This is a genomic window from Pseudomonas sp. TE3899 (assembly GCF_056279105.1).
In genome coordinates, this window is sequence record NZ_JBWBQR010000001.1 from 3,522,469 (window position 1) to 3,533,519 (window position 11,051).

Here is an 11,051-nt window from a genome sequence, read left to right on the forward strand (position 1 = left end):
TGGCGGCACTTGTCTGGAGAACCAAAGATGCGTGTTGCCCGTTCCCTTGTCCTCGTTGCCCTGCTTCCGTTATTCGCCGCGTGCCAGTTGTTCGATGGCCCGCGGCAGAGCGCCTCCCATGTCGGCCAGACCCGCATGCAGGGGCAATTGACCGCGGCGGACGGCAAGCTGATGTTCCAGCCGTGCAATGAACAGCGCAGCCTGGAGGTCAACGACACTGGCGGCACCAGCGTCCTGCAAGAAGCCGCGAGCCTGGCCGATGATCAGGGCAAATTGTTCGCCGATGTGCGTGGCCGCATCGATGGCAGCCGCCTCGATCTTGCGCAGTTGTACCGCGTCGAGCGCTCGGGCACGGCGTGCGACGATCCCAATTTCAAACTGTTGATTCTGCGGGCCGCCGGTCATGGGCCGCAGTGGAACGTCAAGGTCAGCGGCAAAGGCATGGCGATTGATCGCGCCGGCGAACCGCCCTTGGCGGTGCCCTATGTTGAAGAGCAACTGGGCGACGGTCGCTTCAACCTCAGCAGCGAAGCCAACGGCAAGCACATCGAACTGTGGGTCGCGCCCAATCGTTGCGTCGACAGCAGCACCGGCAGCATCCAGCACATGAGCGCCGAACTGCGGATCGACGGCCAGGTGCAACGCGGCTGCGGGTATTTCGGCGGCTCGCGTAACGACTGATCGTTTTTGCCTCACGGGGCCGGCGTTTGGGGCTTATAATCGCCGCCTTCAAACGCCTTGGCGCAGTTGTGCGCCCCGCGAAACGGATCCCGTCATGTTACGAATCACCGAACTCAAGTTGCCGATCGACCATCCCGAAGAAGACCTGCGCCCTGCCATCGTGCAGCGCCTGGGCATCGCCAGTGATGACCTGCTCGACTTCACCTTGTTCAAGCGCAGCTACGATGCGCGCAAAAAATCCTCCGAACTGTGCTTCATCTACACCATCGACCTCACCGCCAAGAATGAGGCGGCGTTGCTGCACACGTTCGCCGATGACCGTAACGTCAACGTCGCGCCGGATGTCAGCTACAAAGTGGTAGGCCATGCGCCGGCCGATCTGGCCCAGCGCCCAATCGTCGTCGGTTTCGGCCCGTGCGGGATCTTCGCCGGGTTGCTGCTGGCGCAAATGGGCTTCAAGCCGATCATCCTCGAACGCGGTACCGAAGTGCGCCAGCGCACCAAGGACACCTGGGGCCTGTGGCGCAAAAGCGTGCTCAACCCCGAATCCAACGTGCAGTTCGGTGAAGGCGGCGCGGGGACGTTCTCCGACGGCAAGCTCTACAGCCAGATCAAGGACCCGAAATTCATCGGCCGCAAGGTCCTGCATGAGTTCGTGAAGGCCGGCGCGCCAGAAGAAATCCTCTACGTCAGCAAACCGCACATCGGTACGTTCCGTCTGACCGGCGTGGTGGAAAACATGCGCGAGCAGATTCGTGCGCTGGGCGGCGAAGTGCGCTTCCAGCAGCGGGTCACTGACGTGTTGATCGAAGACGGGCAACTGGTCGGCGTCGAGTTGAACGGCGGCGAGCAGATCCATTCCAAACACGTGATCCTGGCCCTCGGCCACAGCGCCCGCGACACCTTCCGCATGCTCCACGGCCGCGGCGTGTTCATGGAAGCCAAGCCGTTTTCGGTGGGGTTCCGCATCGAACACCCGCAGTCGCTGATCGACCGCGCGCGCCTGGGCAAATACGCCGGCCACCCGAAACTCGGCGCCGCCGACTACAAACTGGTGCACCACGCCAAGAACGGCCGTTCGGTCTACAGCTTCTGCATGTGCCCGGGCGGCACCGTGGTGGCGGCGACCTCCGAGCCGGGGCGCGTGGTCACTAACGGCATGAGCCAGTACTCGCGTAACGAGCGCAATGCCAACTCCGGGATCGTCGTCGGCATCACCCCGGAAGTCGATTACCCGGGCGGACCGCTGGCCGGTATCGAGTTGCAGGAACGCCTGGAATCCCACGCCTTTGTGCTCGGCGGCAGCAACTACGAAGCGCCGGCGCAACTGGTCGGCGACTTTATCGCGGGCAAGCCGTCCACCGAGGTGGGCAGCGTCGAACCGTCCTATAAGCCGGGTGTTTCTTTCGGTGATTTGGCCCTGGCCTTGCCGGCGTTTGCCATCGAAGCGATTCGCGAAGCCTTGCCGGCGTTCGAGAAGCAGATTCGGGGCTACTCGCTGCACGACGCGGTGTTGACCGGGATCGAAACGCGGACCTCGTCGCCGTTGCGGATTACCCGTAACGAATCGATGCAGAGCTTGAACGTCAAAGGCTTGTTCCCGGCCGGTGAAGGCGCGGGTTATGCGGGCGGGATTCTGTCAGCGGGTGTCGATGGGATTCGGATTGCCGAAGCGGTTGCTCGCGACATTCTCGGCCTCGAAGCCTGACCCCGAAACCTGAAAACAACACCGCCCTGTAGGAGCGAGGCTTGCCCGCGAAGAATGCACCCCGGTCTATCTGAAAGACCGCGTTATCGTTCTTCGCGGGCAAGCCTCGCTCCTACAGGGGCAGTGTTGACGATCGTTCCCACACAGAGCATGGGAACGATCGTCACGTCAGATATTGGCGCGCAGCACGGTGGCCGGCAGCGGTTCGCCGCGCTCGACACTCGCCGCCACCGCATCGATCAAGCCACTCAACGCATACCCCTGGCCCTTGAGCCAATCCTGGTCGTAATAGGTGGTGGCATAGCGTTCGCCGCCGTCGCACAAAATCGCCACGATCGACCCCGACTCCCCCGCCGCCACCATCTGCTGCGCCGCGATCAAGGCGCCGATCAGGTTGGTCCCGCTCGATCCGCCCACGCGCCGGCCCAAGCGTTGCGCCAGGTAATGCATGGCTGCCAGCGACAGCGCATCCGGCACCTTGACCATCGCATCGATCACCTTGGGCAGGAACGACGCTTCCACCCGTGGCCGGCCAATCCCTTCAATCCGCGAACCGCAATCCAGGCGCAGACTGGCATCGCCGGTCTGGTAGTAATCGAAAAACACCGAACGCTCGGCATCGGCACACAGTACGCGGGTGCAATGCTGGCGATAACGCACGTAACGGCCGAGGGTCGCGGTGGTGCCGCCGGTGCCGGGGCTGGAGATCAGCCAGCTCGGCTCCGGGTGCTGTTCGAAGCGCATCTGCTGGAAGATCGATTCAGCGATGTTGTTGTTCGCCCGCCAGTCGGTGGCGCGCTCGGCGTAGGTGAACTGGTCGATAAAGTGACCATCGTGTTCCCGGGCCAGGCGCTCGGACTCGGCGTAGATCTGGGTCGGATCATCCACCAGGTGGCTCTTGCCGCCGTAGAACGCGATTTGCGCGATTTTCTCTTTGGAAGTGGTCGCCGGCATCACCGCAATAAACGGCAAGCCCAGTAAACGGGCGAAGTACGCCTCGGAAATCGCCGTCGAACCGCTGGACGCCTCGATCACCGGCGCGCCGGGCTTGAGCCAGCCGTTACACAACGCATAGAGGAACAGCGAACGGGCCAGACGATGTTTCAGGCTGCCGGTGGGGTGGCTGGACTCATCCTTGAAGTACAACTCGATGCCCGGCAGACCCGGCAGCGGCAAGGGGATCAGGTGGGTGTCGGCGCTGCGCTGGAAGTCGGCTTCGATGATCCGGATGGCTTCGCGGGCCCACTGTCGGGTGTCGCTCATGATGATGATCTCGTTGTAAGGGCGGCCTTGTTGCAAGGCTCAGCCCCCAAGCTTAGGAAAAAACCTACATCACGCACAGATACAGCTGAGGTCCAATACGTCCGGCAACTGCTAGGCTCAGTGCTCGTTGGGCCTTGCGCCCGCTTGCTTCGTAACGGCATATAACAAAAAAGAATATAACTTTTGTTTTAACAACTAACGGTACGGGTTAGGGTGTGCCACCTTTTGAATTCATCGATGGAGAGCGACCTTGCCTCTGCGTAGCACGTTCACGCGTTTCTTTCAGTTGGAAGCGGCCAGCGGTCTTTTATTGATCGCCGCCGCAGCCCTGGCTCTGATCATCAACAATTCGTCACTGTCGTGGCTCTATAACGGCTTGCTGGACACCCCCGTGGTGGCCCAGATCGGCGCGCTGAAAATCGCCAAGCCCCTGCTGCTGTGGATCAACGACGGCCTGATGGCGATGTTCTTCCTGCTGATCGGCCTGGAAGTGAAGCGCGAAGTCCTCGACGGCCAGCTGTCGAAACCCTCGCAAATCGTCCTGCCCGGCGCGGCGGCGATTGGCGGCATGGTGGTGCCGGCGCTGATCTACTGGTTCATCAACCGGGACGATCCGTCGGCGCTGGGTGGCTGGGCGATCCCGATGGCCACCGACATCGCCTTCGCCCTCGGCGTGCTGGCCTTGCTCGGCAAACGCGTACCGGTGTCGCTGAAGCTGTTCCTGATGACCCTGGCGATCATCGACGACCTCGGTGCCATTATTGTCATCGCGATTTTCTACTCCGGCACCTTGTCGACGTTGTCTCTGGCCCTGGCCGGGGCGTGCATCGTCGCGTTGATTGCCATGAACCGGCTCGGCGTGGTCAAGCTCGGGCCCTACATGATCATCGGTTTGATCCTCTGGGTCTGCGTACTCAAGAGCGGTGTCCACGCGACACTGGCCGGCGTGACCCTGGCGTTCTGCATTCCGCTGCGCACGAAAAATGCCGAACCTTCGCCGCTGATGACCCTGGAACACGCCCTGCACCCGTGGGTGGCCTACGGCATTTTGCCGCTGTTCGCCTTCGCCAATGCCGGCCTGTCCCTGAGCGGCGTGACCCTGGAAAGCTTCACCCACCACGTGCCGATGGGCATCGCCATCGGCCTGCTGCTGGGCAAGACCCTGGGCGTGTTCGGCCTGACCTGGCTAGCCGTGAAAATCGGCATCGCCGCCCTGCCCCAAGGCGCCAATTGGGGCCAGGTGCTGGGCGTGGCAATCCTCTGCGGCATCGGTTTCACCATGAGCCTGTTTGTCGGTTCCCTCGCGTTTGTGCCGGGCGCCAGCGACTACGCCGGGATGGACCGGATGGGGATCTTGACCGGTTCGATTCTGGCCGCGTTGATTGGTTATGCGGTGACGGCGCTGGCGAGTCGCAAGCGTGCTGTGCTGCAATCCTGAGAAACAGAGAACACTCCTAGTTACTTCAGAGACTCGTCCTACAGCCACGATTAGCCGCATTCGTTAACGTCGCACAGCCCCTTTATAGGGGCTGCCGATGGACGAATGAAAGGACGATCAGTGGCTGGCAACAAGGACATCCCACGGGTTAAAAACCCGCCGTCAGGTGACGGGCATCGCGTCACCCACCGCTTCATGACCGCCACCGAACTGGCTGAGCGGGACGCCCGACAGAACGCCTACGACGCCATGCTTGCCCGGCAAGACGCCTTCGAACGCAGTCTTGCGCCCTCTTCCCCTAAAGATGAAACCCCTCGCGCGGGCTGCGTCTTCGCCAAGTCCTGCAAGCTGCCGGACGCCATCATCGATTACGCCAACCCTTCGGGCATGGTGCCCACCGACAGCCTCAAGGACTACGGGGAAATCGCCTGGCTGGGTGCTCGCGAGGTGGATGATGCCGGGCTGCTGAACCTGGAGACGATCAGCGGTAACACACAGCCGCTCGACATCGGGCGACTCGCGTTACGCTTTCCGGCCATACCGGCAATCGGTGTGGCGGGTGCTACCGCGTTGGCCGGTTTGGCCGCGCTGTTCTGGACGCCGAGCCTGGGCGATAGCGCGCTCTACACCGAAGAACAATTGCGCGCACTCAAGCAAGCGCGCACCCGTGTTCGGTTGAGAATCGAGCAACAGGCTGATGGCAGTCTCAAGGGTTACGCCTTCTACACCGGCAAGAACCGCGATTGGGAAATGGTAGATGTCGCGCAATTCGATTTGCGCGATAACAGGCAAGTGGCTGATCTCGGGGACGGCGTTGAGTTGATCTGGACCCCGGCGGTGGACGGTTCCGACATCCTCGGTATTCCCGCTCTGGAAGCCGCGCCACAAGCCCCGCATATCTGGGTTTATCCACCGACGAAAGCGGCGGACAGCATCATCGTGAACCCGGTTTATCCGCCTGAGTACAAGGATTTCATTCTTGTGTTTCCGGTGGGGTCGGGGGTTAGGCCGGTTTACATCGTGGTTAACGTATCGGGAAGAAAGCTTCCAAGCCCCGATCACGACTATCACTCCCCACCTGACACAGATGAGATCACAGGCTTTTCAGGATTGAAGGAGGTTAAAAAGAAAACGCCCAAACAAAGGGGCGGTGGGCTCAGGTCTCGGTGGATGGATGCTAAAGGACGGACGATTTACGAATGGGACTCGCTGCACGGTGAGTTAGAGGCATACCTTGCTAGCGATGGCAGTCATCTAGGCTCATTCGATCACACCACGGGTGAGCAAATAGACGCACCCAAGAAGAAACGAAGCATTAAAAAGTACTTATGAGGATTGTATGGGCTTGAAAGTCATTTTGGATTGGTACGATAAAAAAACAGAAATCGCGGAAGGGAAAGAATACTCCGCAGATTTAGGCGACGATGGCTCAATAATTGATGCGTTAGGCTTGATGGATGCCGGCAATATTTATGACGGTGGATTCGATGTAGAAGCCAACTGGATTCAGAAACTTCAGCCTTTTTTTACTCACAGAATTGAACCAGTCACCTTCGATTACCAAATATCGTTTAGGTATAGGAAGACCTGATGAACATCTTTATTTCACTCTCTGGATTCTTCGTTGAATCCAATACAGACGATTCAATACAGTACGAAAAGGATGTGCCGCAAACTCTGGAAGGAGCGGTGCTTAAGACAATGGGCTGGTCGGCTTTGTGGGATATACCTGAAGGCGAGCACGAGTTATCCCATGCTCAAGCTCTTGCGATTATGGCAATCGTTGGTAGTACGTTCAGAAACGATCTGGTTTATTACCTAGGACTTTGCCAACGCCTAACGAATAAAAGCTAAACGGAAACCACAGACAAAAAGAAACCCGACCAGTCACCTGATCGGGCTTTTCATGTTGTAACCCGCTTCCGCTTAATGCGAAACGCGACTAGTCCCGCCAACAGTAGAAATCCGCACCCGCTCACCCACACGGAACACTTCATTCTCCTGAACCTGCTGCACATAGGCACGCATGCTGCCGTCGTCTTCGCGCACGGTAATTTCAACGCCCTGAGCACGTGTCAGGCCTTCTTCAGTGGCCGAACCAATCAAACCACCCGCAACGGCACCGATGACGGCGGCAACGATACTGCCGCGACCGCCGCCGATGGCGCTGCCGCCGACACCGCCCACGGCTGCACCGGCGATGCCGCCGATTGGGGTTTTGGTGCCTTCGATTTTCACCGGGCGCAGGGATTCGATGGTGCCCATGCGAATCGTCTGCACACGACGCGCTTCGTCACGGGAATAGGAGTCACCGGTCAGGCTGGACTGGCAGCCGGTGAGCAACATCGCCATCGTGGAAAAGGAAGCAACCAGCAGAACAGACTTACGCATAGCATCAACTCCAAAGGACAGGTAATCATTAAACTCCGCGGCTTGACGCGTGTCACGGCGTCGCCCGGATAAAATTGGTTTCATTCAGGCCCGGTACAGGCGCCTCGGAACTCCCAACACAGTAGCGTCAAATCACAAAAACTGCGCCGTTGACCCAAGGAATTTTCATGGATTACTTCATCATTGTCGTCACGACTGTGGCCGGTCTGTACTTCCATGGGTGGTTGTACGTCCGGATCAAACGCTGGATGGACCGCGATCTGGCGTTAGCCCTGGCTGGCAAAGACGAGCAGAAGAAAGCCTTCATGCTCCAGCAACTGGCGAACGCTCAGGCGCAGAAGATCAAGCGTCGGGACCTGCCGCAGTGGCTTGAGGCCGCGGCGGCAGGCTATCCCGGTCGGTAGACTGCCTAGGGTGCCAGACGTTCAAGAATCCAGTCGGCGCCTTGCAGGCGGTAGTTGAGGCGATCGTGCAGGCGGCTCGGACGGCCTTGCCAGAACTCGATGCGCTCGGGGAGCAAGCGGTAACCGCCCCAGTGCTCCGGGCAGTGTGGCTGGGTATCGCTGAAGCGCTGCTCGGTGATCTTGAGCAACTCTTCCAGTTCACCACGATCGGCAATCACCCGGCTCTGAGGCGAAGCCCAGGCACCTAGACGGCTGCCCAGGGGACGCACCTGAAAGTAAGCGTCGGACTCTTCAGGCGAAACCTTCACCACCCGCCCTTCGATGCGCACCTGGCGCTCCAGGGTCGGCCAGAAAAACGTCATGGCGGCGAACGGGTTCACTGCCAGGTGCTGACCCTTGGCGCTGTCGTAGTTGGTGAAGAATGTGAAGCCCTGAGCATCCAGGCCCTTGAGTAGCAGAATGCGGCAATGGGGCCGACCGTCCAGATCGACGGTGGCCAGGGTCATTGCATTGGCCTCGACCGGCACCTGTTCGGTTTTCACCGCGTCGGCGAACCACTGATGAAACAGCGCGAACGGCTCGGCCGGGGCTTGCGCCTCGGTCAGGCCGTCACGGGTGTAATCGCGACGCATATCAGCCAGGGCCTGGGTCATGGCACATTCCTTCTGGTTAACGAACAGTTCTCAACGATCAGTTCTTCGCAGCATCCGCGGCGACGGTTTTCTTCGAGTCAGCAGCGGCCTTGGCCGACGCAGGCTTTTTCGCCGGGGTCGCGGCCTTGGCGGGTGCTTTCTTGGCCGGAGCCTTGGCAGCGGCTTTTTTCGCTGGAGCCTTTTTCGCGGCCGGTACGGCGGCTTTCTTGGCCGCTGGCGCCGGAGTCACCGGTTTGGCCACAGGCTTGACGTCCTGGGCGGCCACCATCCTGACCGGTGCCGGCGCTGGCATGTTGTACTTGCTCAGCAACGCCACCATGGTGTTTTGCGGGGTCACCAGCAGTTCCACGCGACGGTTCAAGGCGCGGCCTTCATTGCTGTCGTTGGCCGCGCGCGGCGCTTCGCCGCCCATGCCGCGAAGCATCAGGCGATCGCGCTGCAAACCGCTGAGACGGAAGATCGCGGCCACAGCCTGCGCACGTTCCTGACTCAATTTGACGTTGGCCGGCGCTGCGCCGGAGGTATCGCTGTGACCGAGGACCAGCACAGCGGTCTTCGGATCGACTTCAAGGATTTTCGCGACGCGGCTGAACGGGCCAAGGGTGATCGGTAGCAACATGGCCGGGCGATCCGGGTTGAACGAGCCGTCCACGGGCGCCGTTACCACCAGCACGTTGTCCCGGCGTTCGAGTTGCAGGTTGCTGTCCTTGATCGCTTCACGCAAGCGCGGTTCGTAATCGTCGAGCCAGGCCTGGGTCACCTTCGGATCGGGCATCGGCACGGCTTTGGCGGTGCTTTGATCTTTGCCACCGAACGGCCACCACCACTTGCCACTCGCCTCGGCGTCAGCTTTGGCGACGTCGGCAGGTTTGGCTTCAGGTTTCACGTCGGCCTTGGCCACAGGCTTGTCGGCGCTGTCATCAGAACCAAACGGCCAGTACCAATGGCTGCTGCTTTCAGCCTTGACCACCGGCGCGGTGATCGCCGCTTTCAGTGGATCGGCGGCGGGGGCCGGCGCTTTGGCGGCGACTTTGTCGGAAGAACCGAACTGCCACCAGTGGCTGGCGCCGTCGGCGTCATTTTGCGGAGTTTGCGCGCAACCGGTGATGGCGAAGCACAGTGCCAAAGCGAGAGTTTTATTGGATGACATTGGATATCCACAAAATGAAGTAATAAACACAGGCCCCAATCGGACCGCATAAACAGACGCTTTGAATCGAAAAAGGTTACGAGGTTCCTGTGTAGGAAATTTCAGCAGAGCTTTACAGACAAGTGGCAAGTACCCGTACGAGCTTCTGCGCGCGTGGATCCATCAAGACGTACGGTCCCAAGGTATTTGTCACAAAGCCGAAGGCCACATCGTGCTCTGGGTCAGCAAAACCGATGGAGCCGCCTGCGCCCGGATGACCGAACGCCCGTGGGCCAAGGCCGTAGGTCGCGTTGGGCACGTCCGGTTGATCGAGCATGCAACCCAGGCCGAAACGGGTCCGGGTCAGTAAAGTCTTGTCGTCGCCGAGGCTGTGTTCGCGGGTCAGCTCGTCGAGCATTTCGCTTTCCAGCAGGCTGCCGTCCAGCAGGCCGGCGTAGAACCCGGCCAGGCTGCGGGCATTGCCGTGGCCGTTGGCGGCAGGTTGCTGCATGCGCCGCCATTCCGGTTTGTTGGTGCTGGTCATGATCGACGGCGGGTTGGTAAAGGCCCGGGTGGTCATGGCCGTCGGTTCGCGCATCGTGACTTGCAGCAGGCGCTGGGCCGCGGCATCGCCGACGTTGCCCTTGCCCCGGGCGATGTGCGCCACGCGGTGGAATTCTTCATCCGCCAGGCCGACATGGAAGTCCAGGCCCAACGGCTTGGCGACCCGGGCGACGATGGATTCGCCGGGGCCACGACCGTCGACACGGCGCAGCAATTCGCCCACCAGCCAGCCGTAGGTGATCGCCGCGTAGCCGTGGCCTTGGCCCGGTGTCCACCAAGGTTCTTCGGCGGCCAGCGCGTCGACCATGGTTTGCCAGTCATACAAGGCTTCGGGCGCCAGCAACTCGCGCAGGGCCGGCAGGCCGGCCTGGTGGCAGAGCAATTGGCGCAGGGTCACGGATGCTTTGCCGGCGGCGGCAAATTCGGGCCAGTAGCGGGCCACCGGGGCGTCGAGTTGCAGTTTGCCTTCGGCCACCAGTTGCAGCGCGGTGACGGCGGTGAAGGTCTTGGTGCAGGAGAACAGGTTGGCGATGGTATCGCTGTGCCAGGCCTCAAGGCCATCCTTGTCGGCGGTACCGGCCCAGAGGTCGAGAACGGTTTCACCGCCGACCTGGATGCACAACGCCGCGCCACGTTCCTGGGGATCGTCGAACAGTGCAGCGAAGGCTTCGCGCACCGCTTCGAACTTAAGCTCGTAATGACCCTGAATCTGCAAACGCAACTCCCCCGGATAAACGCTCTACAAAGTGGTCCGCATTGTTCCAGCCCCGAAGGGTTTTGGGAACAAGGGCGGGCTGGGCGGTGTAGCCGCCTATAGATT

Annotated in this window: 12 protein-coding genes; 7 read left to right on the top strand and 5 right to left on the bottom strand. The window is 60.7% G+C overall.

The window, feature by feature from the left end; all coding sequences use genetic code 11:
* Window positions 1–27: 27 nt before the first annotated feature.
* Complete coding sequence (locus ACZ89E_RS16155) at window positions 28–681, top strand: COG3650 family protein (protein WP_149657288.1); 654 nt, start codon at window positions 28–30, stop codon at window positions 679–681.
* Between the two features lie 94 nt (window positions 682–775).
* Window positions 776–2,389, top strand: coding sequence for an NAD(P)/FAD-dependent oxidoreductase (locus tag ACZ89E_RS16160; RefSeq protein WP_476256044.1), 1,614 nt, complete (start codon window positions 776–778; stop codon window positions 2,387–2,389).
* Between the two features lie 168 nt (window positions 2,390–2,557).
* Here the strand turns inward: ACZ89E_RS16160 and ACZ89E_RS16165 are convergent, their stop codons facing one another.
* A complete protein-coding gene (locus ACZ89E_RS16165; protein WP_178129013.1) occupies window positions 2,558–3,655 on the bottom strand; it encodes a PLP-dependent cysteine synthase family protein in 1,098 nt (365 codons plus the stop codon).
* Window positions 3,656–3,902: 247 nt separating this feature from the next.
* Here ACZ89E_RS16165 and nhaA point away from each other — a divergent pair, with 247 nt between their 5' ends.
* From nhaA to ACZ89E_RS16185, 4 genes are all read left to right on the top strand, one after another.
* The gene (nhaA, locus tag ACZ89E_RS16170) at window positions 3,903–5,090 is read left to right on the top strand and encodes a Na+/H+ antiporter NhaA (protein ID WP_149657291.1); all 1,188 of its coding nucleotides are present in this window, start codon (window positions 3,903–3,905) and stop codon (window positions 5,088–5,090) included.
* Window positions 5,091–5,210: 120 nt separating this feature from the next.
* Window positions 5,211–6,422 carry a colicin E3/pyocin S6 family cytotoxin gene (locus ACZ89E_RS16175; RefSeq protein WP_476256045.1) on the top strand — a complete coding sequence of 404 codons (1,212 nt, stop codon included), beginning with the start codon at window positions 5,211–5,213 and terminating at the stop codon, window positions 6,420–6,422.
* A 7-nt stretch (window positions 6,423–6,429) separates the two neighbouring features.
* Window positions 6,430–6,681: a colicin E3-like toxin immunity protein gene (locus ACZ89E_RS16180; protein WP_476256046.1), complete on the top strand. Its 252-nt coding sequence runs from the start codon at window positions 6,430–6,432 to the stop codon at window positions 6,679–6,681.
* On the top strand, window positions 6,681–6,944 hold the full coding sequence (locus ACZ89E_RS16185; protein ID WP_476256047.1) for a pyocin S6 family toxin immunity protein: 264 nt from the start codon (window positions 6,681–6,683) through the stop codon (window positions 6,942–6,944). Before ACZ89E_RS16180 ends, ACZ89E_RS16185 begins: the two co-directional genes overlap by 1 nt.
* 72 nt (window positions 6,945–7,016) lie before the next feature.
* On the opposite strand, the gene ACZ89E_RS16190 is transcribed toward ACZ89E_RS16185, so the two are convergent.
* Entirely contained in the window at window positions 7,017–7,481 is a 465-nt protein-coding gene (locus ACZ89E_RS16190) for an outer membrane lipoprotein (RefSeq protein WP_149657295.1), read from the bottom strand.
* A 167-nt stretch (window positions 7,482–7,648) separates the two neighbouring features.
* On the opposite strand from ACZ89E_RS16190, the gene ACZ89E_RS16195 reads away from it, so the two are divergent.
* Window positions 7,649–7,885, top strand: coding sequence for a hypothetical protein (locus tag ACZ89E_RS16195; RefSeq protein WP_149657296.1), 237 nt, complete (start codon window positions 7,649–7,651; stop codon window positions 7,883–7,885).
* A 5-nt stretch (window positions 7,886–7,890) separates the two neighbouring features.
* Here ACZ89E_RS16195 and pdxH read toward each other — a convergent pair whose 3' ends face one another.
* The 3 genes from pdxH to ACZ89E_RS16210 form a co-directional block, all read right to left on the bottom strand.
* Window positions 7,891–8,538, bottom strand: coding sequence for a pyridoxamine 5'-phosphate oxidase (pdxH, locus tag ACZ89E_RS16200; RefSeq protein WP_054046956.1), 648 nt, complete (start codon window positions 8,536–8,538; stop codon window positions 7,891–7,893).
* A 37-nt stretch (window positions 8,539–8,575) separates the two neighbouring features.
* Window positions 8,576–9,688: an OmpA family protein gene (locus ACZ89E_RS16205; protein ID WP_463259598.1), complete on the bottom strand. Its 1,113-nt coding sequence runs from the start codon at window positions 9,686–9,688 to the stop codon at window positions 8,576–8,578.
* Between the two features lie 112 nt (window positions 9,689–9,800).
* Window positions 9,801–10,946 (bottom strand): serine hydrolase domain-containing protein, encoded by a 1,146-nt coding sequence (locus tag ACZ89E_RS16210; protein WP_149657298.1) that lies wholly within the window; start codon window positions 10,944–10,946, stop codon window positions 9,801–9,803.
* Window positions 10,947–11,051 lie beyond the last annotated feature (105 nt).

Excerpts from the sequence above, each read along its gene's own strand:
- ACZ89E_RS16155 (WP_149657288.1), top strand. The coding sequence starts at position 28 with ATGCGTGTTGCCCGTTCCCTTGTCCTCGTTGCCCTGCTTCCGTTATTC.
- ACZ89E_RS16160 (WP_476256044.1), top strand. The coding sequence starts at position 776 with ATGTTACGAATCACCGAACTCAAGTTGCCGATCGACCATCCCGAAGAA.
- ACZ89E_RS16180 (WP_476256046.1), top strand. The coding sequence starts at position 6,430 with ATGGGCTTGAAAGTCATTTTGGATTGGTACGATAAAAAAACAGAAATC.
- ACZ89E_RS16185 (WP_476256047.1), top strand. The coding sequence starts at position 6,681 with ATGAACATCTTTATTTCACTCTCTGGATTCTTCGTTGAATCCAATACA.
- ACZ89E_RS16190 (WP_149657295.1), bottom strand. The coding sequence starts at position 7,481 with ATGCGTAAGTCTGTTCTGCTGGTTGCTTCCTTTTCCACGATGGCGATG.
- ACZ89E_RS16195 (WP_149657296.1), top strand. The coding sequence starts at position 7,649 with ATGGATTACTTCATCATTGTCGTCACGACTGTGGCCGGTCTGTACTTC.
- pdxH (WP_054046956.1), bottom strand. The coding sequence starts at position 8,538 with ATGACCCAGGCCCTGGCTGATATGCGTCGCGATTACACCCGTGACGGC.
- ACZ89E_RS16205 (WP_463259598.1), bottom strand. The coding sequence starts at position 9,688 with ATGTCATCCAATAAAACTCTCGCTTTGGCACTGTGCTTCGCCATCACC.